Below are 22,432 nucleotides of genomic sequence, written 5' to 3' on the forward strand. Positions count from 1 at the left end.
GCTTGCCTCTTCGCGCCCCGGTCCGGAAATCGCAGACTCTCACTCTGAGAAAACTCCAGTGTCTGAAAGCCGCCAGCAATGAGTTCAGGGCCGCGCCGGTCGTTATTGCGGTCTCTCACCAGAACCAACCAGAGCTCTTGAAACGGGCTCTTAAAAGCGCCGTCGAGCAGACTCTTGTCTATGAGAGAAAGGCACAAATTACGGTACTGGATGATCAATCTGAAGAAAATTGGCGGGAGGTGACAGGCGCCATTCTCAATCATCCAGCCATTACGATACTAACTGCCCGTTGTGGTTCCCCGGCGCGATCCCGGAATCAGATTCTCGACTGGGCAGAAAAGCAGAGCCACATCCGCTGGGTCGCTCGCCTGGATGCAGACGACGAGTTTGCTGCTATCAATAGCCTCGAAGCCCTCTACTGCCAGGCGGAATCTGAAAATTCGATCGCGGCAATCGGCAGCAACAAGCTCAGAATTAATGGGTCGCTTTCCTCAAATATCAACCGTGCCTCACCTGAGGAGCTGTTGAATACAGAAGCCCTCGTCCAGCTCATCCAAAGCTTTTGTATTGAAGGCCAAGAGAGGGAGCTTCCCTCCTGTAACTTGCTACTGAGAACAGATGCCGGATTACGTTACCCGAATATCCGAAGCGCTGAAGATCATTGGTTCGTGATGCGTCTGCTTTTTGATTTTCCGGATCGAGTGAGCGTTGTCTCCCAACCCACCTATGCCATCTATTCGTTAACTGGCAATGACACTCAATCCAATCGCGACTCAGGCTACTGGTCAGATAGCCGCAAAAAACTGGCTTTTGTGGCGCAGAAGCTTCTCAATCTGAAAAACAATGATCGGAAGCTACTCGGGTACGGACTAGAGGGTGCCGTCTGGCTTGAGAGTGATACTGTCTGCAAGGAGTTCTACCCATGGTCGATTAATGCCACCGAAGTGGCAATCCTGGAGGAGCTTCTTAGGAATAAAACTGTCCCTATTCCGCCGGTTCAATGGTCTCAGGCCAGAGAAGGCTTTTGGCACTATGCAACACCGAAGGTTGCCTATTCAACGATAAGAGAACACATACCGTTCGACCAGGTCGTGCGCTTCCTTCAGGCACTTTACAAAGCTGGCATTGCCACGCTGAATATCAAGCGTGACAACCTGCGGCTAACGCCCAAGGGTGATCTTCACTACATCGACATAGGAAAAGATATCCAGCCGCTTACGAGTTCGTATTTTCTGGACATGAGCGCGCGGCTTTACGGCATCGGAATACTCGGTTACGACGATGAGGAGCTGGTGCGCAGATCGTCGACACTTCGGCCAGAAGAGGCTTTATCGGAGATTCCAGGATTTGCAGATTTTTATAGCGACTTGATTTCCGGTCTTCATGTCCCGAATGCAGCCGCTTCGGCGTCCCCAGCCGCCGACAAAGAAGCAACTGACGTTACGCTCCTTATCAAATGCTGCGCCCAGGATGCTGATGGCTTGTACGAACAAGTCGCCCATATCGTCACACAGCTATCATTCCCAACTACTTTCGCTAAAACAGTCCTGCTGGTTGATGGGTATACGGGGCCCTTTCTTCGACAATATTCAGAGCCAGACCTACAAAGCGTTCTGGATAAGGCAGCCAGGCTGAAAGCTGATGGATTAATTCACGCAGTTTTGACGCCACCAAAAGGCACCGAGTCCATACAGGCTATCTACAAGCAGTGGTTTAATGCATCGGAAGCCACGCACACCCACACCATGATGAATGCTCCGCTTTATCCCCAGATCTGGGCCTTTTCTAAGATCCAGACCCGCTATGTCCTTCAATGTGACTGCGATATTCTGGTTGGCAGAAAAAGGCTGGGCCATGATTATCTTACCGACATGCTTGACGCCATTTCTGCCGATGGTGCGCTCAGCGTAGGATTCAATATTCCCAAGGCGACGCATGACATTTTGGCGTACCACGGAGAAGCCGGTGAATTCCCTCCGGAAGTGCGGTTCGGTCTTCTCGACCTAAATCGAATCCGTCGTTGTTTGCCAATCAACAATCCGGTACACGACGGCCGCCATCAACTCACCTGGCATCGTGCCCTACAGCAATTCCAGAAAGAAAGCGGGAGACATACTTCCCTCAGAGGTGGGAACCCTGAAAGTTTCTATATCCATCCGCGGAATGAAGACAAAGCGTCGCTGAACTCCTCTGCAATACGAGATCTGGTCGCCCAGGGCATCTTTCCTTCGAAGCAAGCCGAACAGTTTGACCTCGTGCCAAACGCGGCCTGGCGGTATCCGCAGCGGCATGAGCCTGTAATTTTCTTGCTTAAGGGACGCTTTACACCTGCCATAAAACTACAGCGGTGCCTCAAATCTCTGGAACACCAGTCAGACCAGAGCTTCGGAGTAATTCTGATCGATGATGCCAGCGGCTACGCCCATTCCTGGCACTATCCCGAACGGATGCGCCCGTTCGAGAATCGTTACACGCTGGTAAGGAACATCACACGTGAGGGCCATATCGCCAATATGCAAAAAGCCGTTAGCCAGATTTGTACCAATCCATCGTCAATGATCGTGATTCTGGATCAGGATGATTACCTGATGCAGGACACCGTTGTCGAGCGGTTACTTCGGGCAAGAGCGAAGGGCCATGATCTCATTCAAATGCCGATGTTCCGACCGAACAAACCGCTGAAGCTCTATCAACCGGATTACAACTCCCCTAGGCAAAAAGGCGGTGGCAATACCTGGGCCCACATGAGGGCATTTTCCAAAGAACTCTTCGATCGCATTCCGGCTCAACATCTCAAAACGGCCGACGATGACTGGTATCGGCAGGTGACCGACTACGCCACCATGCTACCGATGGCTGAGCTGACCAGAAGCCCCGTCTATCTCGACTCCGGGTATGCATACTGGCACGAACGGGATGATTACTCAGCCACACATAAAGAACAGGAAGTCGCGGCTCTTAAAGAGATTCTGGCAAAGCCTGCACTGGAGAAAGAAGGGCCTGTTGAGCCATTGCCAGCGTGCGATGAATCCGCGCCATAAGCCCAGAAGCCTCAAAATCGAAAATCCACCAGTTCGACGTATCGCGAACACCTCTCTTCAAGAAGAACAAATGTTCTGCATGCATGAGCAGCTCTTCTGTTGCGTGTGTTTTCCAACAGGCGTGAGGTAGCCGGGCCAGCCACCGTATCAACGTCAAACCTTCCTGCCTCTCAATGGAGGACAGTGACAGAAGCCGAGGGTATGGGTCGGAAGCCTGGCTCAACTTGGAACCCTCCAATTCAGACAACCAGAACCCCGGCCAATCGAGCTTGCGCGCCCATGGCAATGCAATGCGGCGTTCGCCCAACCAATTATGAAAACAGCACGCTAGTGGCTGACGGTTCGACAAATGCTCTGGCCGGGCAATAGTGGGAAGAAGGTCCATGCAGCTAATTCGTAGGCTACAGGGCTCCTCGCCCAACGCAATAAGGGTCGTCAGCCCTGCAGAGGGACGAACTCCCAGTCGGCTTTCAAGAACCCCTGAAGTCTCATTCAAACGGCGCTCGAAATCATGAGGTGGTTGCAGCCCTTCAACGAGGAACGGTTGGTTGATCCCTTTTCCGCGACCATTTGAAACAACAAGAGTTGATGACTTTGGCCCGGGATCTGATTGATTGAAACGTATCAATCTCTCATTTGGTCTGATCTCAGCCTTGCCAGGGCCATTCCCAATCAGGTGCCATTGCTGAGTATTCGAACTCATGAGCCTGTTTTCTGAATAACAACAATGATTCGGTCTCCCTGAATCTCAACCGAAGTCACACGCGCCATACCCTCCAGCACAGAGCTTATGGATATCACTTTGCCAAAGCGGTCGGAAACGACAAACCGGCCGTTCAACTGGTTGAAGTTCCATTGGTGCAGCCCGTAATAATCTGCAGCGATACCCTCGTTCCGGTAATGGTTCAGATAAAAATGGCAGCCGGGCTTGAGTACACGAACACAATTTAGAATGACCGCAACCGGATCCAGGCAGTGATCAACACTGTTCCGAGCATGGATAAGGTCGAAACTATTCTCTGGAAACTGCTCCGTAAGCCTCTCTCCATAACCTTTCTGGGTAGGAACCGGCGGCTGCAAATCATTTTTTTCCAACAGCTGCTGGTAGTCGTCTGCCAAAGGATCAACCGGGATCAAGTCTATAGAGCGGCCATCCACGATTTTGCCGACCTTGCTGATTGGTCCTGCTCCCACATCCAGAACCTTATAGGGTGCCTTCAAATTTTCCGGAAGAAGTCGCGAGAGCTCCGATTGCAGCGGCATATTTGGGTCAAAGAGCCGCTCCAGTTTTGCCCGATTTTTTCGGAGGTTTTCACCGTGAAACTCCGTTCCTACCAATGTCAGCGCTGATTTCCAGCGAAAGTAGGCGCTCAGGCGGGAGTCCGGAAGTACTGGGTTCAGAAAACGGTGAATCAATCGATAGGCAGAGTGACGCAAATACAGCTCCGTGCATTGGCTAGGACTTAAAACAACGATTCGGACAAGGATATTACCCAGCAGAAGAGTGCTTTAACATCAAAGCCCAGAAAATGGTAAATTCCTTCGCTATCTAACCATAGCTCCTCACTACAGGCACTGGCTCATAACATGACCAACAACGACATCGTCCAGAAACTCTGGAACCTCTGCGACGTTCTGCGGGACGACGGCATCAACTACTCGGACTATGTCACCGAACTGGTGCTGCTGCTGTTCATCAAGATGGTGCACGAGAACACCGCAGCCGGCACCCTGAAAAAGCACCCGCTGCCCGAGGGCTGCCGCTGGACCGACCTGAACGGCAAGTCCGGCATCAACCTGCTGAACGACTACAAACGCATCCTGCTCAGCCTCTCCACCGGCAAGGACGGCGACAGCAATCTGGTACACGACGACCCGCTGATCAGCGCCATCTACGCCGATGCCCAGACCCGCCTGCGGGAGCCGCGCCACCTGGAACAGATGATCAAAACCCTGGACCAGATCGACTGGTTCAGCGCCCAGAAAGACGGCTTGGGCGACCTGTACGAAGGCCTGCTGGAGAAGAACGCCAACGAAACCAAATCCGGCGCCGGCCAGTACTTCACCCCACGCGCGCTGATCAACACCATGGTGCGTTGCCTGAAGCCGCAACCCGGCGAACGCATCCAAGACCCGTCCGCGGGCACGGCGGGCTTTCTGATTGCCGCCCACGAATACATCAAAAGCCAGACTGACGACCTGTATACACTGACCGCTGAACAGAAAAACTTCCAGACCACCCAGGCCTACGTGGGCATCGAACTGGTGCCCGGTACCCGCCGGCTGGCGCTAATGAACTGCCTGCTGCATGGCATGGAAGGGGATGATGAAGGTGTAATCCACTTGGGCAACGCCCTAGGTGATGCAGGTAAGGCACTGGAGGCGGCCGACGTAATCCTCGCCAACCCGCCCTTCGGCACCAGCAAGGGCGGCGATGCAAGCATCACCCGGGACGACCTCACCTACAAAACCACCAACAAACAGCTCGCCTTTTTGCAGCACATCTACCGCAACCTCAAACCCGGTGGCCGCGCCGCCGTGGTGCTGCCGGATAACGTGCTGTTCGAAGCCGGCGTGGGCACCGATGTACGCCGGGACCTGATGCACAAGTGCAATCTGCACACCATCCTGCGCCTGCCCACCGGCATCTTTTACGCCCAGGGCGTGAAAACCAATGTTCTGTTCTTCACCAAAGGCAGCGCGGCGGACAAATTCCAGGAAGAACAATGCACGGAAAACGTCTGGGTCTACGACCTGCGCACCAACATGCCCAGCTTTGGCAAACGGACGCCCTTTGGCGACCCGCACCTGAAGCCGTTTGAGACTGTGTATGGTGACAGCCCCAACGGCGACAGCGAACGCAAAGAGGGCGAATACAGCTTCCATTCTGAAGACATTGAACTGCCGGAACACAGCGACGAGAACGAAGGTATTGACCCCCGCCTGGCCCACAGTAGATGGCGCAGCTTCAGCCGCCAGTGGATTGCCGAGCACAAGGGCGACTCGCTGGATATTTCCTGGCTGAAGGACAGCGACAGTGTGGATGCGGCCAATCTACCGGAGCCGAGTGTGTTGGCGAGCGAGGCTATGGGGGAGCTGGTGCAGGCGTTGGGAGAGCTGGATGCCTTGATGCGGGAGTTGGGGGGTGAGGAGGAGGCTGATGGGGCCAAGGTGCTTCTTAGTGAAGTCTTAGCTGGTGGGAAGTCATGACTGATCCGACCACACCAAATGGCTGGACTTCCTGTCAGTTAGGGACCGTTCTTACCCTCATAAACGGAAGAGCTTATAAAAAGCCAGAGATGCTTGATGCCGGTACGCCAATTCTGAGAATTCAGAATCTGAATGGCGGAGAAAACTGGTTTTATTCAGACCTCAACCTTCAGCCAGACAAATATTGCGAAAAAGGTGACCTACTTTACGCATGGTCAGCTACTTTTGGCCCGTACTGGTCAAGATGGGACCATAAACTGATTTTCCATTACCACATATGGAAGATACTCCCCAGTAGCGCTATGGATAAGCGCTTCGCTTACTATGAGCTTCTTCGTATCACTGAGGATTTAAAAGCCTCTGCTCACGGGGTAGCAATGCCCCACATTACAAAGTCCGGCATGGAAAGTTGGAGCATTACCCTTCCACCGATCGCCGAACAAAAAGTCATCGCCGACAAACTCGATACCCTGCTGGCCCAGGTGGAAAACACGAAAGCCCGCCTCGAACGCATCCCGAAAATCCTCAAACGCTTCCGTCAGTCCGTGCTGGCTGCGGCAGTGAGTGGGCGGTTGACCGAGGAGTGGCGAGATCAGAATAGTGTAAGCATTACCGATTGGGACGCTCTTACTGTTGGTGATGTTGCAACCGTTGCAACAGGAAAAACTCCTAGCCGAAAAGAGCCCAAATACTGGAAAGATGGCGATATGCCATGGCTGACCAGCGCCAGTACAGGAGCAATTTATACAGAATCAGCGGAGCAATTTGTAACTAAAAGAGCCGTTGATGAGTGCTCTCTTAAGGTCTTTCCACCAGGCACACTGTTGTTGGCAATGTACGGTGAAGGTAAAACTCGTGGACAGGTAACAGAATTGAGACTGTCCGCCACATGTAACCAAGCCTGCGCTGCCGTCACAGCCGATGAACAAAAGATCCTACGCAGCTATCTGAAGCTGAGGCTTCTTGAGAATTACGAGGAGACCCGAAAAGCAGCGGCCGGTGGGGCTCAGCCAAACCTTAATCTCAACAAGGTTCGTGTCATTAGCATTTCAGTACCTGATGAAAAAGAACAAACCGAAATCGTCCGCCGAGTAGACCAACTCTTCGCCCACGCCGACCGCATCGAACAACAGGTCAACAACGCCCTGGCCCGCGTCAACAACCTCACACCGTCCATACTTGCCAAGGCCTTCCGCGGAGAGCTCACTGAACAATGGCGCAAGGAGAATCCGGAGCTGATCAGTGGGGAAAACAGTGCGGAGGCATTGCTGGAGAGGATCAAGGCAGAGCGAGCGGCAATGAAGCCTGTGAAGAAAACCCGAAGCAAACCGACTACCGTTTAATCTCTCTCTGAACTACCCTTTAGAATTCAGGATGTTAAAAATAATCTGAGAAAAAAGGCGAAATGATGCAACACGGATGTTTTCGGCATTTTCCGTCAAGGTCACTTGACAACAGCGGGCCTGGCTACCAAACTTCGCAACACATCCGCCCCTTGGCAGTAAGCCCCCTCACACATCCGGAGGGTGCGCCGATCCCCTGGGGCTTTCTTATTTCTGGACTCTCGAAAATCTCTGCTTTCGGGAGTCAGCCATGAGCCACCGCAACATTGCCATCCTTATCGATGGTGGCTTCTTCCTCAAGCGCCTTCCCAAGCTCGTAAATGCCGATGGTTGCGATACAGTAACCAAAATAGCCGATTGCATTCGTCGGATGTGCAAGCAGCACATTAGATCTTTGACGGGCGACAGCAATCGGCAGTGGCAGCAGCATGTTTACCGAATTTTCTTCTACGATGCGCTGCCTTACGACGGCAAGGCCCACCATCCAGTAGATAATCGTGCTATCGATTTTTCCAAGTCTGATGTCGCCAGGCAACGTCACGAACTGTTCGATGCTCTCAGAAAACAGCGAAAAGTCGCGCTTCGGCTGGGAAAGGTCAATAAAGACAGTGATTGGACCATCAATCCCAAGTACACGAAAAAACTTCTGAAGACCCGAGAGTGGTTGTCCGCGCTTGATCAGATTCCCTCGCCAGAGGGTGATTCGATGCCTGATGAAACCAAACTCACCCTGTCACCCGAACAAACGCAGAGCCTTCTGAAATTAAGGGATCTCTGGAACACACTGGATGGTGGCACCGTTAGCCTGGGGCTCAGGCAGAAAGGAGTGGATATGCGAATTGGCATCGATATCGCGTCACTGACACTCAAACAGCAGGTCGATACGATCATTCTGGTGGCCGGGGACAGCGACTTTGTTCCAGCCGCCAAAATGGCGAGACGTGAAGGTATTGAATTCATCCTCGATCCCCTGTGGCAGGAAGTTAACGCTGATTTGTTCGAGCACATTGACGGCCTCCAGTCCGGTCTCCCCAAGCCCGGTACCCGAACACCTCCCCAAGAATAAAAGGAATAGCTTGTGCACTCCGATCTCTCTAAGGACACGGAACTCAAAACCATTCTGGACGACATCTCCCCCAGTGAACGAAATCCTGACTGGGTTTCCAGCCTGGCGGATTTTCTTGAGTATGTTGAAGGGGCGGATCTGGAGACCCGCAAAACTCTCGAATTTCAGCAAAAGCTTTGGGAGGAAAATGCCGTCAGCGGTGTGGGAATGGGTACGGTCAATATCTCGGCTGCTCTTGAGGATCCTGAATTCAGATCTTGGATTGCTGAGGAGTCGCTTAAGCCACTACCTGAAAGTTCAGAAGCCCGAATCACCCGGCTCCAAGCCTTCCATGACGAAATCGCTGCATGGATGAAAAAGTACACCAATCGGATTGCGTGGGTGAAAATCTGTCGGGTAATGGCTGCCCTCTATCCGCGCTATTTCAGCACCATCACCTATGATCTTATGGCTCAGGAATGTCACAGGGCCTGGTTTGGCGATTCCTCCCGCCGGCCGAAAGTGGTCACTTGCCAATATGATCTGATGCGCCGTTTGGAACAGCTATTGGGCCCGGTAGAATGCTCACCTAAGGCGCTTGCCGAACGCATGACACTGCCCTGGTTTGTCTATGAAGGGCATGTTCAGGGCTCCCATACCGAAACGGTAGCGGAGGAGGCCGATGATAAGGGTGAAGTGAAGCTGAAACCGCTTCCTGCGATTCAAAGACGTAAGGGCCTGACCAGCATTCGTGGCGGTATTGCGACCCTGATCAAAGCACTGAGCTTTGTTGAGGATGGCGTGCGACGCGACGAGCTCATTGATTTTCTCAGGTCGGAGTTTCCAGATTACCGGGAAAGCAGCCTGCGGACGACGGTCAATGTTCTGAAGAATGAGTTCTATGTCATCGAGGAACACGAAGGCATTGTCACGAAAACCACGCGTGGGCAGCTATATCTGGATACCAAAGATCCCCGAGAACTGATCCCAATCTTTCTGACACGGGTTCTGGGAATTGATCATGTTCTTTTGGCGTTGGGGAAAGAAGACCAAACCAGCCGTCAGCTCTATAACCTGCTTAGAAAGGTGAATTCCGGCTGGACCTCGAACTTTATGCCCGGAAGCATCATCAAATGGCTGAAAGGTTTTGATCTGGTCCAAAACTCGGAGAATGGGCTGTTCTCACTCACTGAAACCGGCAAGGAATGGGCAGCACAGATTCACTGGGAGCCGGAATTCCTCGATCCCGAGGATCTCGGAGAGGAGAGTGATGCAGTAGATGGCGATGACGCGTCTTTGGATATAGGTAGTATCGATCAAGGCTCCCTGATCAAAGCCGTAACTGCCAGCACCGCTTTTTCCGCCAGACTCGTAAGCCAGCTGCACTTTGGACTGTGGTCCCACGAACGGAGGCATTTTGCCATCCTCGCTGGCCTGTCTGGGTCAGGTAAAACACTTCTGGCTCAACGGTATGGGCAAGCACTGTCAGAGCAGTTCGGGCTTCCGGCAGACAAGCACGTGTTTGTACAGGCGGTGCAGCCTGGGTGGTATGACCCATCCCCACTGTTTGGGCACATTAACCCATTACGGCCGGACAACTATGTACGCTCCCCATTGCTGGACTTTCTGCTTCAAGCCGCCAACACCCCTGGCCAACCTTTCATTGCGATCCTGGATGAGATGAACCTGTCTCACCCAGAGCAGTATTTCGCACCCGTTCTGTCTGCAATGGAAACAGGGGAACACTTGCGACTGCATAATGAAGGAAAAACCTTTGATGGAGTGCCAAGCACTATCCCATTCCCCAGTAACGTAGCTTTCATCGGCACCGTCAACATGGACGAAACCACCCATGGCATTTCCGACAAGGTGCTGGATCGTGCGTTTACCATGGAGTTCTGGGACATCAATCTGCAGGCTTATCCGAACTGGCAAAAGTTCGGACTGAATGAGCAGGATCTGGCTCGTGTGAAAAGTTGCCTAACTGATCTTCTCGCAGCACTGGAAACCGAGCGACTGCACTTTGGCTGGCGCACCGTTGAGGATGTGTTGTCCTACCTTTCTCTGGCACAGAAAACTCCGGACATCGAGCTATCTCAAGCGCTAGACGATGTTATCTACGCACGGGTGCTTCCGAAGTTGAGGGGCTCCGAAAGCCAGAGGCTGCACGAGTCCTTGTTGAAGCTGATTTCGGTTCTGGCTGACTACGACCTGAAGCGATGCCGTGCCAAGGTTGAGTCACTGAAATCTGACCTGGCAGATACTGGAATGATGCGATTCTGGCGCTGATATGAAACTACCGGTTTTCGCGTCAACGGCCTCAAACGAACCGCTTGGTTACCTGGATACTGAGCGGACTCTGCTGGGCCTGAGTGAAGCTCAAACCTATCTGATCGGCATTCCTGATCAAAATGCCAGGTGCTATGTCGATGATGCTTTACTAAATGTGGATGACATCGGGCAACACTGGGTCTGGGAACCGGGCTTTTTCGCCGGCGAGGTTGGCCTGGAGCTGGAGTTGCCTGAACTGGCACAGCCGATCCGATATCGGGTAGACGTATCCCCAGCTCCACATAAATCTGGGCGAGATCAGTTCAATCAATACCTGCAACAAATTATCGACTTTTTGCCGCAGCTGGCCACTGGAACTGAACCCGCCATGCACAACGTAAGCGGTCGGTCCGGGTTCATTTCGCTGTGGGTTCGTTATGCCAGACTTCGAAAGTTCATTGATCGTTACCTATCTGGACTCAGGGCTATACAAGACCGGCCTATCGTTCGACTTAGCAGTCGCCGTGAACAGATGCCGCTTCATATGGCAAAAAGAATTGATGGAGTTACGGTACAGCGCCTGACAGCGAACGCCGCCCTGCTTTCAGCATTATCCGGAGACCTTGACGCTGAACCCCTTCTTGCTCCCGAGCAATGCAATCTGGACGTTCCCTTTCACGAACCATCCATGGATAACCCTGCTAACCGGCTGACGGCGCGCCAGTTGATCGAAGTGCGCAGGCTTGCGCGATCCATGCTTTCAGAGCTTCAAGACTTGAGGGTGTCAGGATCGGAAACGGAAACCGACCTACAAGTGCGGTTGCCGCGGCGTATTCGTTTTTTGAAATCCATAGACAAGCAGTTGGGGCGAATCGCACGGAGCGAGCCCTTCGTGAGTGCGAGCATCGACAAACAAGGGGTTGCGGATCTCAATGCCGTTTCCGGCCATCCGCACTACAACATGACCTTTCGGGCTGGTATCCGACTTTTGCGCCAGGGCCTCTCGGATATGGGTGGCGATGAGCAGCACTACCTTGCGCCCACATGGGAAATATATGAGGTCTGGTGTTTCGTGGCGTTCGCGGAGGCCCTGCAATCCCGATACCCGGATTATGAGTGGCAATTGGAGCAGACCCCGGTATCTGCAGATCTGATTCTCCGGGGCCAGTCAGGCTCGAAGCGGATAACTCTCTTTTTCCAGATGACTTGTCCGTCCCTTGAAACACCCAACCGATACGGGTACTTCTCAGTTTCTAAGGAACGGCGCCCAGATATGCTGTTGGAAATCGTGCATGGCGAACAGAAAAAATTTATCTGCCTCGACAGCAAATACACAGCGAGTAAAAGCCGAATTCTGGACTCCATGTCTTCCGCCCACATTTACCGGGACTCTCTGCGATGCGGGCAGGCTGAGCCTTCGTTATCGATAGTCCTGGTTCCCGCTAATCAAGCCTTAGCTGTTCTGGGAAGTCAGAATTACTGGTGCAATCACGGGGTTGGATGTGCAATTCTGAAAAAAAGTGATGACGCGTACTTCATACTCGACCAAGCGTTGGGCACCTTCAGCGATATGGGGTAAGTTTTCGGCCCTGCCGACGCTCAACGTTGCCCTAAGATATTTTTCCTAACTTTCAAAAGGAATGTGCGATGTACAATGAGTTCGAAAACCCACTTCCCCCGAGGTTCGGAAGGATGTTCATTGGTAGCGATGCCAAATCGAACCAAGGGCCTCCGAAGCCAAATGACACAGTGACGGTGCGCGCCGGGGCATTCACTGATTTTTACATCCTCGTGGCAGAATGCTCGTCTGGCATGGTTAGCGGTGAATTGGTTGGGATCGGTCCTGACCCTCAATGGGAATACGAAAGCTGGTCTCATGGCGACAAAATTAAGGTTTCTGAGTCGGCAATCACGGCAATAATTCGAGCGGATTAGTTACCGAATTAGTCCATTAATTGTCAGCGTTTTGAGATTATTTATGAAGAGACGTGAGATTAAGGATGCACATGAGAGGAGTGTTATCGGCTCCTTCAAAAAGCACCTTGAAGATGCAGGCAGAGCGCTGACTGTTATAAGCCATCCTGATCCTCCCGATGCTGTAGTTGAAGTGGATAACCAACTTACTTGGCTCGAAATTACCGATGCTTTCATTGGTCCAGACTTTGCGAGAAGCCTAACTTCATATGCCGCTGACGAAATGGAACATATCCCAACAGAGCGGAAGGCTATTAGAGATCCCGACGCTCGCTTTTCTGACGTTGTTCAGTCCGTAGTTGAAAAAAAGTACGCGAGCACATCGATCGGGAATATCTATAAAAAGAGCGGAGCTGGTGTGCTTCTGGTAGGACTGTTCTCACCTTTTGTAGGCGAACCAGAACGCGATGAGCTGATCCAATGTCTGTCAGAAATGCGGCGTCAAGGAGATGGTCGTTTTAAAGAGATCTATGTTTACGATCAATCCCATAGTTTCTATCAAGTTCCTTGAACCGCCTGTAGTGGTTCAATGATTCCGGACACCAACGTAGGTGGTAATATCGCCACCATAAACGAGGTGTCTGATGACCAGAAAGCGACGTTCTTTTTCTCCTGAGTTCAAACAGGAAGCAGCCAGCTTGGTGCTGGATCAAGGTTACACGATTCCCCAGGCGAGCGTGTCTCTGGGAATTGGTGAAAGTGCTATCCGGCGCTGGGTTAACCAATTGACCGAGGAGCGTGACGGTGTCACCCCGAAGGGCAAGGCGTTAACCCCGGAGCAGCGCCGTATTCAGGAGCTGGAAGCCCGCTGCAAGCGCCTTGAACAGGAGAAAGACATACTAAAAAAGGCTACCGCTCTCTTGATGTCGGACGACATGAATCGTACGCGCTGATAGACCAGTTGAGTGAGCGAATACCTGTTGAAATGGTCTGCAATGCGTTTGATATCAGTCGTTCTAGTTACTACGAATACCGCCAACGGCGGAACCGTGTGGATGTTGAGCGTCTGGCCCTGAAGGCCCAGGTAAACCGGCTGTTCACGAAGAGCCGCAGCTCTGCCGGCAGCCGGACAATAAAGGGCTTACTCAGCGAAGAAGGCATTGTCGTCGGGCGCTTCAAGGTTCGACGTCTGATGAGCGAGTTGGGGCTGATCTGTAAGCAGCCAGGCCCTCACGCTTACAAGCAGGCCACGGTCGAACGACCGGATATCCCGAACCACCTGGCCCGCGAGTTCACGGTAGACCGGCCCAATCAGGCTTGGTGTGGTGACATCACCTACGTCTGGAGCGGCCAGCGGTGGAGTTATCTGGCTGTCGTGCTGGATCTGTATGCTCGCCGCGTTGTTGGTTGGGCGTTGTCATCCAGTCCGGATGCAGATCTGGTCGTCAAAGCTCTGGACCACGCCTGGGAACTGCGCGGTCACCCAGAGAAAGTTATGTTCCATTCGGACCAGGGAAGCCAGTATGCAAGCCGTAAGTTCCGTCAGAGACTATGGCGCTATCGAATGACACAAAGCATGAGCCGACGTGGCAACTGCTGGGACAACGCACCGATGGAGAGGCTGTTCAGGAGCCTGAAATCTGAGTGGATACCGGCCTTGGGATATCGGAACCTGCCTGAGGCCAAAAAAGATGTTGGTGGCTATCTGATGGACTACTACAACCGGCAACGACCTCACACGTTCAACGGTGGTATTTCTCCCGTTGCCGCTGAGGAAAACCTTAAAATACTGTCCGGGATTAGTTGACCACTACACTATGTAGGGGTTCAATAATTCCGGACACCAGAGTAAGTGGCAAGATCGCTACCAAAGACGAGGTGTCTTGTAACCCCCGAAAATGAAGCGGGCACGGTGAGAGGCCCTCAGGAAGCGATCAAGCTTGCATTAGAATATTCTTTAGGATTATTTGAACACTACAACTTGGCGAAAGAGTAACGAGCGGGAATTTTTATCGATCAGTTGGCCTCTTTTGATGCGATGCAGCGATGCAGCCAGACGGGGCATTGCGTGACACCGGCATAAGTGCCGTTCTTTTGTTTGACAGCCAGGTGTACCACACCACCGGCTTGCTGATGTTACGGGAAGGCATGCCCCTGGATGTTTTGTGCACAGCGCAGGTTCATGATGACCTGAGCAGTGGATTTCCATTATTCAGGATGCTTGAGCACTGTAATGGTGGTCCTCGATGGAATAAGGTTCCGGCAACCGACCAGACCTCGTTTACCATTCCCTGCGCACCCTCTCTCAGGCTGACGGCAATACCATTGCTGAGCAATGCGCCGCCCCTGGTGATGATTGCCCATGGTGGTCCTACCTCCATGGCCTCCCCCCGTACTCAGTCCTCAGATTCAATTTCTATGTCATCAGGGCTTCGCAGTAGCCGAAGTGAACTACCGCGGCAGTTCCGGTTTTGGTCGTGATTTCCGTTTGTCCCTCGCCGGACAGTGGGGAATCCTGGACGTTGAAGACATGGAGCTTGCAGCCAGACACCTCGTCAATTCCGAAAAAGCCAGCCGTCGGTCTGTCGTCATGCAGGGGCGCAGCTCTGGGGGCTACACGGCACTGATGGCACTGGTATTGTCCGGCTATTTCACCGCCGGCGTAAGCTAGTTTGGTGTGAGTGACCCTGAGCGCCTACGGCAGATGACCCATCGTTTTGAGTCCGGTTATCTGGACTGGCTGCCGGGGCCGCTGGACCAGGTGCCTCACCAGTGGGAGCAACGTTCACCTCTGGCTCAGGCCAGTCGAATCAGGCGGCCAATGGCATTCTTTCAGGGCGGCAAGGATTCCGTCGTCGTGTCGGAACAGGCGCGGAGCAAGGCGGAAGCGATCCGAGCGAATGGCCAGTAACCTCTGGTCAGGCTTTACCCGGAAGAAGGCCACGGATTCCGCAAAGCTCTCAATCACGCGGATATATTAAGCAGGCTCGCTGCTTTTTATAGTCGGTGTTGCTGAGCTCGCTGCCAATCATTTTAGCAGCTCACATATGGCGGGATTACCCTGGCTAACACCAACCTGTTCCTTGACTTCCGGGTACTCGCGAACTTTAATCTTGTTGTTATAACAAAACGTAAAGCTGCAGCCACCAGATCGCTGGCTGACTGTTAATCAGTGAATCAAGAGGGCAATAAAAACAATGAATAAAAAAGCTTTAGTTCTCGCTGTCGCGGCAGGCCTTACCGCCACACCCTTCGCTTATGGCCAGTCCAACAACCTGGAAAAGCTCGGCAAATTCCAGGTGACTGGTGAGGCGGAATTCACGACTGTTGACCAGAACAGTAGCAGTGCCGATGCCATCCGGAAAACACTTGAGAAAATTACACTGCCGGAAGGTTTTGAAATCTCTCTTTATGCTCTGGTCCCGGACGCTCGGCACATAGCGGTGGGGCCGCAGGGGGTCGTTACGTTTGTAGGTACCCGAAAAACCGAAGTCTGGGCAGTGACAGACCGCGACAAGGATCGGGTTGCGGATGAGGTGAAGAACTTTGCCCCGTCGATAGACAAGGCAGTGCCCAATGGCCCGTGTTTTTCACCGCAGGGAGTGCTTTACATTGCCGAACAGAACCGGATTCTGGCCTACCCCGCCGCAGAGTTTTTCTATGAAAGCGGCGATGTGGTGGCCTTCGAACTGATTCCCGAAGGTGAGCTGATACCAGAGGAATTTGTCAGCTACAATCATACGGCCCGGGTATGCGACATCGGCCCCGACGGCAAACTTTATGTCTCGCTGGGACAACCCTATAACGTTGCTCCGCCAGAACATCTCGATACCTTCAGTAAAGTGGGTATCGGCGGGATCATCCGTATCAACCAGGATGGCACCGGCAGGGAAGTTTATACCCGCGGTGTACGTAATTCAGTCGGACAGGACTTCCATCCTACCACCGGAAATCTTTGGTGGACTGATAACCAGGTTGACGGTATGGGTGACGATATACCTCCCGGAGAACTCAACCGACAGACAGAAATGGGCCAGCATTTTGGCCACCCCTGGTACGGCGGGGGTAACGTGCGCACAACCGAATACCAAGGAGAAGAAGTGCCCGTGGAGGTAGTATTTCCGGTTGTTGAGACCGTCGCTCATGCGGCTGATCTGGGCATGACGTTCTACACCGGAAATATGTTCCCGGAACATTACCAGGGCGGAATTTTCATCGCGCAGCATGGATCCTGGAATAGAACTGAACCTGTAGGTGCACGAGTCATGTTCACTCCGGTGGATGCCGACGGCAATGTTACTGGCGAAACCGTTCCCTTTGCAGAAGGATGGCTTAGCGAAAACGGCGAATACCTCGGCCGCCCAGTGGACGTGGCACAACTGAAAGATGGTTCATTGTTGGTCTCTGATGACCTGGCTGGCGCCATCTACCGGATTGCCTATACCGGATCCGGTTCCTGAGACGCTATCTCCAATCCCTTACGCCAGAGAGTCCCAGGCTCTCTGGCTACTCAGAGATAACAATAAATGTCACTACTGACCAAAGCGCGCTTCGGCGTGATACTCATGGGTGCGTCCCTCGGCTTTTCTGCAAACACCTTTGCCGCTGACCCGGCCGAGGGCCGCACACTCGCAGCTCAGTGTAAAACCTGCCATGGTCTTGATGGTATTGCGAAAATCCCAATTGCGCCAAACCTTGCCGGCGAAAGTCAGATTTACCTTGAGAAACAGCTGAAGGCCTTCCGCAGCGGCAAACGCGAAAACGAGATGATGTCGGTTGTCACAAAAGACCTTACGGACCAGCAAATATCAGACCTGGCCGCCTGGTACGAATCCATCAGCGTAACGGTCTCTATGCCGGAGTAGCGAAAGGCCTCCACCGGATGCCCTTTTAAGGGAACCGAACTTACCCAAGGCGTAAATCTGAATGTCGGCTTTGCGACATCAGCGTGCTTTGTTTCCGAATAGCCGGATTGGGTAAGCCCCGACCTGAAAAGGTCCGCTTAGTGGTCAATTGAATCATTTCTGAACGTCCGCTTTTGTTTAGGTGCTCCGGTCGCAAATCGGACATTCAGATTCGGGCGTAACGCCTGTGCTTTGTTCTCAAAACAGGCCTTTTCCTCGGCCGCGCGACCTTGTTCACTTCCCCCCCCCGCTGTTTCACTGGAAGATCTTCTTGTTAAACCGCAACGCAACTTGCCCGTTCAAACCTCGTTGTTTGTAGTTCTTGTCGTCAACTTTCTTTACACGAGTACAGACGATCTCAGTGACAGACCTTTGAATTAAAAGGATTTGACATCTATGGCATCACCGTTGCTTAAACACTATCCCGACCCACAAATGGAGAGGAACATCGAGATGCTAATGAGACTATTACTGAACAGTTTAGTGGCATTTTTTGTCTGGGGTGCGGTAAATGCTGTAGCAGCGCCTATTTACCTGAACGAATCAAATATTTCGGTTTCAGTAGGCTCGGGCACGTCGCCGGGTTCGTTTAACAACACCTTCTCAGGCGGCCAAACGATCAACAAAGTGATTGACGCGCCTAGCGCGACTTCCGAGGAGTTCCACAATCAAACAACACATATTTGGTATACAGCTGATGAGATCGGCGGGGGCTTGGAACTCTCATTTGACTTTGGGCAGGAGTACGACCTAAACATTCTGCACTTTTGGAATTACACAGGTGAAAACTTTGATGTCGACAATATCGCGTTCACTTTTTTTAATTCCGCGAATTCTCAAGTGGGCATTTTGGATGTTTTACCAGATCTAGGCAGTGCTCCAGGTATCACAGCTCAGGATATTACTCTGGCCGCTCCGTTAAACGTTCAATACGTTACAGCGTTTCTTACAGGATCCAACCGTCAGGTCGATTTTCAAAACATTGGTTTTACCGCAGAATTGTCGAGTCCAACCGATCCAAAACCCGTTCCAGAGCCGGGAACGTTAGGGTTGTTAGCTTTTGGCTTGGTCGCGTTGACGAGTCGCTCACGTCGGCGCAAGTGCTAATGTGCAGTTTTAGTGATAGCCGCGGTTCTGTTTTGACCGCGGCTTTCTGGATACTGGGAAAGACATCTTTTGATGTATGCCGTAAGCAACACCAGATGATGGCCTTGTTTAGGTTCTAATCACGTCGATTGGGCGGGTTTTACGATGAATGATAGCTTCAGGTCTTGGCCGCCATCTCTAATATGCTTCTCAATTGGTCAAGCCGCCCACTTGAACCGAACACACTACCTCGGGCTTCGTTTGTGACGCCATTTGACCGCTTACCAGGATCATGAAAGCTCGTTTCCTAACCAACTCAGGGTGAACTGAGGGAGCAACTCGCGGTTTTGTTTACGGTGCCGGCCGGAATCCGGGATGGTCGCAAAGCGAACATTCGAAGTAGCGCCCAGAGCACCAACTTTCAGCCGTAAAAGGTCACGGATCGTAGAGACTAAAAGCCAGCTACTGGGCCGTTTTCACAAACGTCAGCCTATCAAACTCGCCAGACACTAAGCGTCTGTTAAACAGAAGTATTTGAAGGCTTCTCGATCACTCTACCTTCAGATTTTGCTGGTATTGCAGCATTTGCTCCATCATCAGCTGCATTTGATCCATGCGCTCCTGCATCATCTGAATTTGTTGTTCGGTAGTCGGACCATCACCATTTTTTGGTTGGCTGCCATTCATCATATGCTGGCCCCCCATCATGCCCCGTTGGCCCCGCATCATGCCGGGGCCCATCATACCGTGATGCATAAAACCCATTTGCTCTTGCATCGCCTCTCTGTGTTCTCGCATCAATTGTTGCCGTTCTTGCGGTGAAGCTTCATCAGGAATGCGTTGCATCAGCTGGTTCATGTGGGACCAGTTCTGGTGCATCTGCTGCATTTGCTCCTGATCCATCATCATGCCAGGACCATGCCCTTGCCATGAGCCTTGATCACCATGCGCTAGCACGAATGCAGGAAAAACCAACAACGCAGCGGTTGCTGTAAGTCTTTTAAATGAAATCATAAAGTTTACCCCCGAAAAAAATTAGATGCCCACACCATCGCACTTATCATTGTAGATCTTTATCCAGACAAACGCCGATTTTGACGACTACTAGAGTAGATTAGTCATTGACCCTGTAGTAGCTACAGGGTTTTAAATGACATCATTTGCACGAGAACCGGAGCCGAGAAAATGAGCAAACCCTGCAATGGGCAGTGTGGCAGTGAAGACTCTGTCGTAGATGACAAGTTTCAGGGACGCGCCACCGCCGAAACAGGTAGCCAGCTAAGCACCTACAGAATACCAAAAATGGATTGTCCCTCGGAAGAGCGAATGATTCGAATGGCACTGACTGGCGTTGAAAACATTCAGTCGCTGTCATTCGATTTATCGGGTCGTACGTTGGAAATTATCCACCATGGAGAAACCGGTCCTATTACCAGCAAACTGGAAAACCTGGGCCTGGGCGCTTCCTTGCAGAGGACAGAAGACGCCAGCGCTGAATCCGTCAGAGCGGCTGAATCTTCTAAGGCCAACGAAAGCGAAGAGTCCGGCACTTTATGGATACTGCTGGCAATCAACGCACTGATGTTTCTGGTCGAGATGACGATGGGCCTGATCGCCCAGTCCGCTGGCCTGATTGCAGACTCGCTAGACATGCTTGCCGATGCCGCCGTCTACGGTCTCGCGCTTTACGCCGTTGGGCACGGCATCAAAATGCAGGTCAGAGCGGCGCATGTGGCTGGCATACTCCAGCTTATCCTTGCCGCTGGGGTACTGGTTGAAGTTGGCAGGCGCTTTCTGTTTGGCAGTGATCCCCAGTCGTCAATGATGATGGCCGTCGCATCTGTGGCCCTTATTGCCAACATCAGTTGCCTGCTCCTGATCGCCAAACACCGTGACGGCGGTGCTCACATGAAAGCCAGCTGGATATTTTCGGCCAATGATGTGGTTATCAATCTGGGAGTTATCCTTGCAGCCCTTCTTGTTGCCTGGACCGGCTCCAACTACCCGGATCTGGTTATTGGCGGTATTGTGGGAGGCATTGTACTCATTGGTGCCAAGCGCATCCTTGCGCTAAAAGGATAATTCGATGTCTGAAGACCGTTCTCGCTTTTTTACGCTCACTTTTCTCGGCTTTTCGGCACTTATAGCTCTGGCCGACCAACTTATTAAATGGCTCGTCCAGCAATCCATGGCTTACGGACAATCGGTTGAGATCACCCCTTTCTTTAATTGGGTGCACGTATGGAATAAAGGCGCTGCCTTCAGTCTCTTTGCCGATGGCGGTGGCTGGCAGCGATATTTTTTTATTGCGATAGCCATTGTCGTCTCGGCTGTTCTGGTCAAATTGATTCGGGACAGCCATAAGCGAACCGAAGCACTAGCCTATTCGATGGTACTTGGCGGTGCATTTGGAAATGTCATCGACCGAGTTTTTCGAGGCTATGTTGTCGATTACCTGGATTTTCATTGGCAATCCCGGCACTGGCCGGCGTTCAACCTTGCCGACGTGTTCATCGTCCTGGGCGTGGCCATGATTTTGGTCACGAGCTTCACAGCCGAGAAAGGTGCCGGGAATAACATGGAAAATCGCCAGAATGGCTAGTTTTCGCGCGGTCGCAACACTCGCTAAGCCCTCTGAGCCAGGCTTAGCGAGTGTTGCGACTACGTTTAATTGAACAGCAACGACCAAGGAGAAAACAATGGGCCACGAGCATGCTCACATGTCACCGGATACTAAGGATAAGAGAGTTGCAGTAGCTATCTGGGCGAACGGTATCCTAACCTTGGCTCAGATCGCTGGAGGGATCTTCGCTGGCAGCTTGGCGCTGATAGCCGACGCTATACACAACTTTTCGGATATGGCGTCACTATTTATCGCATTTGCGGCGCGGAAGATTGCACGCCGCCCGGCCGACTCGAAGATGACCTTTGGCTACGGGAGAATTGAGGTTGTTGCGGCACTCATAAATTACACCACTTTGATAATGATCGGGGCATATTTGATCTACGAAGGTGGCATGCGATTCATAGATCCCCCGGAAATCAAGGGGTGGTGGGTAGTTTGGCTTGGCATTATCGCATTGGTAGTGGATGGTTTGACCGCGCTGCTTACTTACTCCATGCAAAAGGACAGCGTCAACATCCGTGCGCTGTTTCTACACAACTTGTCTGATGCGTTTGCGTCAATTGCAGTCGTTGTAGGCGGCGCCCTGATTCTCCTGTACGACATGCGTTGGGTTGATCCCGCGATCACAATTGGTATCGCAAGCTATATTCTCTACCTGGGTCTAACGGAAATCGGCGGAACCATCCGGACACTCATGCTGGGTAGTCCATTGGATATCGACACAGATTCTGTCATCGAGGCTTTATCAAACGTAGAAGGCGTTTTAGACCTTCACCACGTACATTTCTGGCAGATGGGTGAGCATGATGCCTCCCTCGACGCCCATGTGGTGGTCGAAATAAGTGCCTGGAATGAACTTGAAAAAGTCAAGGGTGGGATAAAACGAACTTTGGAAAACGAGTTCGGCATCACTCATTCAACATTGGAGTTTGAACATCCTGATCACAGTCACAAAGATGCCCATACTTATGGCCATGGCTAGCAGGGCTGCT

General features: G+C 52.2%; 19 protein-coding genes and 1 pseudogene. 17 read left to right on the forward strand and 3 right to left on the reverse strand.

Translation table 11 applies throughout. The features are described from left to right. The first annotated feature begins 2 nt into the window (after positions 1-2). The gene (locus ACP86_RS08815) at positions 3-3,041 is read left to right on the forward strand and encodes a glycosyltransferase family A protein (RefSeq protein WP_094182523.1); all 3,039 of its coding nucleotides are present in this window, start codon (positions 3-5) and stop codon (positions 3,039-3,041) included. Here ACP86_RS08815 and ACP86_RS22615 read toward each other — a convergent pair. Together ACP86_RS22615 and ACP86_RS08820 are read right to left on the reverse strand one after the other, a co-directional pair. Continuing rightward, complete coding sequence (locus ACP86_RS22615; RefSeq protein ID WP_141201849.1) at positions 2,959-3,744, reverse strand: hypothetical protein; 786 nt, start codon at positions 3,742-3,744, stop codon at positions 2,959-2,961. The genes ACP86_RS08815 and ACP86_RS22615 overlap by 83 nt on opposite strands. Continuing rightward, positions 3,741-4,478 carry a class I SAM-dependent methyltransferase gene (locus ACP86_RS08820; protein ID WP_053113369.1) on the reverse strand — a complete coding sequence of 246 codons (738 nt, stop codon included), beginning with the start codon at positions 4,476-4,478 and terminating at the stop codon, positions 3,741-3,743. The genes ACP86_RS22615 and ACP86_RS08820 overlap by 4 nt, the downstream gene beginning before the upstream one ends. A gap of 150 nt (positions 4,479-4,628) precedes the next feature. Between ACP86_RS08820 and ACP86_RS08825 the strand changes: the two genes are divergently transcribed. The 13 genes and pseudogenes from ACP86_RS08825 to ACP86_RS08890 all read left to right on the forward strand — a co-directional run bounded on the left by ACP86_RS08825 (position 4,629) and on the right by ACP86_RS08890 (position 18,835). After that, on the forward strand, positions 4,629-6,251 hold the full coding sequence (locus tag ACP86_RS08825) for an N-6 DNA methylase (RefSeq protein ID WP_053113370.1): 1,623 nt from the start codon (positions 4,629-4,631) through the stop codon (positions 6,249-6,251). Continuing rightward, positions 6,248-7,594, forward strand: coding sequence for a restriction endonuclease subunit S (locus ACP86_RS08830; protein ID WP_053113371.1), 1,347 nt, complete (start codon positions 6,248-6,250; stop codon positions 7,592-7,594). The genes ACP86_RS08825 and ACP86_RS08830 overlap by 4 nt, the downstream gene beginning before the upstream one ends. A 250-nt stretch (positions 7,595-7,844) precedes the next feature. Next, a complete protein-coding gene (locus ACP86_RS08835) occupies positions 7,845-8,660 on the forward strand; it encodes an NYN domain-containing protein (protein WP_053113372.1) in 816 nt (271 codons plus the stop codon). A 12-nt stretch (positions 8,661-8,672) separates the two neighbouring features. Then, positions 8,673-10,928 carry an McrB family protein gene (locus ACP86_RS08840; RefSeq protein ID WP_053113373.1) on the forward strand — a complete coding sequence of 752 codons (2,256 nt, stop codon included), beginning with the start codon at positions 8,673-8,675 and terminating at the stop codon, positions 10,926-10,928. Between the two features lies 1 nt (position 10,929). Continuing rightward, the gene (locus ACP86_RS08845; RefSeq protein ID WP_053113374.1) at positions 10,930-12,489 is read left to right on the forward strand and encodes a nuclease domain-containing protein; all 1,560 of its coding nucleotides are present in this window, start codon (positions 10,930-10,932) and stop codon (positions 12,487-12,489) included. Positions 12,490-12,888: 399 nt separating this feature from the next. Continuing rightward, the gene (locus ACP86_RS08855) at positions 12,889-13,395 is read left to right on the forward strand and encodes a hypothetical protein (protein ID WP_053113376.1); all 507 of its coding nucleotides are present in this window, start codon (positions 12,889-12,891) and stop codon (positions 13,393-13,395) included. 73 nt (positions 13,396-13,468) lie between these two features. Then, a protein-coding gene (locus ACP86_RS08865) for an IS3 family transposase (RefSeq protein ID WP_085986438.1) occupies positions 13,469-14,631 on the forward strand; the annotation gives its coding sequence in 2 pieces (ribosomal slippage) (positions 13,469-13,724 and positions 13,724-14,631; 1,164 coding nt in all). A gap of 233 nt (positions 14,632-14,864) precedes the next feature. Next, positions 14,865-15,170: pseudogene (locus ACP86_RS22070) on the forward strand (MBL fold metallo-hydrolase); the annotation flags it as partial. Between the two features lie 16 nt (positions 15,171-15,186). Continuing rightward, entirely contained in the window at positions 15,187-15,495 is a 309-nt protein-coding gene (locus ACP86_RS08870; protein WP_075267621.1) for a prolyl oligopeptidase family serine peptidase, read from the forward strand. 33 nt (positions 15,496-15,528) lie between these two features. Next, complete coding sequence (locus ACP86_RS08875) at positions 15,529-15,735, forward strand: alpha/beta hydrolase family protein (protein ID WP_053113378.1); 207 nt, start codon at positions 15,529-15,531, stop codon at positions 15,733-15,735. Between the two features lie 286 nt (positions 15,736-16,021). Beyond that, entirely contained in the window at positions 16,022-17,284 is a 1,263-nt protein-coding gene (locus ACP86_RS08880; RefSeq protein ID WP_053113379.1) for a PQQ-dependent sugar dehydrogenase, read from the forward strand. A gap of 66 nt (positions 17,285-17,350) precedes the next feature. Then, on the forward strand, positions 17,351-17,689 hold the full coding sequence (locus ACP86_RS08885; RefSeq protein WP_053113380.1) for a c-type cytochrome: 339 nt from the start codon (positions 17,351-17,353) through the stop codon (positions 17,687-17,689). A gap of 435 nt (positions 17,690-18,124) precedes the next feature. Then, the gene (locus ACP86_RS08890; protein WP_041657503.1) at positions 18,125-18,835 is read left to right on the forward strand and encodes a PEP-CTERM sorting domain-containing protein; all 711 of its coding nucleotides are present in this window, start codon (positions 18,125-18,127) and stop codon (positions 18,833-18,835) included. 528 nt (positions 18,836-19,363) lie between these two features. Here ACP86_RS08890 and ACP86_RS08895 read toward each other — a convergent pair. After that, entirely contained in the window at positions 19,364-19,828 is a 465-nt protein-coding gene (locus ACP86_RS08895; RefSeq protein ID WP_008169412.1) for a hypothetical protein, read from the reverse strand. 171 nt (positions 19,829-19,999) lie between these two features. Between ACP86_RS08895 and ACP86_RS08900 the strand changes: the two genes are divergently transcribed. The 3 genes from ACP86_RS08900 (at position 20,000) to ACP86_RS08910 (ending at position 22,422) form a co-directional block, all read left to right on the forward strand. Then, positions 20,000-20,896, forward strand: a complete 897-nt coding sequence (locus ACP86_RS08900; protein WP_039881754.1) for a cation transporter — start codon at positions 20,000-20,002, stop codon at positions 20,894-20,896. 4 nt (positions 20,897-20,900) lie between these two features. After that, the gene (gene lspA / locus ACP86_RS08905) at positions 20,901-21,416 is read left to right on the forward strand and encodes a signal peptidase II (RefSeq protein ID WP_023011862.1); all 516 of its coding nucleotides are present in this window, start codon (positions 20,901-20,903) and stop codon (positions 21,414-21,416) included. Between the two features lie 97 nt (positions 21,417-21,513). Continuing rightward, on the forward strand, positions 21,514-22,422 hold the full coding sequence (locus ACP86_RS08910) for a cation diffusion facilitator family transporter (RefSeq protein WP_008169406.1): 909 nt from the start codon (positions 21,514-21,516) through the stop codon (positions 22,420-22,422). Positions 22,423-22,432: the final 10 nt, after the last annotated feature.

This window comes from Marinobacter sp. CP1 (assembly GCF_001266795.1).
Classification (GTDB): domain Bacteria; phylum Pseudomonadota; class Gammaproteobacteria; order Pseudomonadales; family Oleiphilaceae; genus Marinobacter; species Marinobacter flavimaris.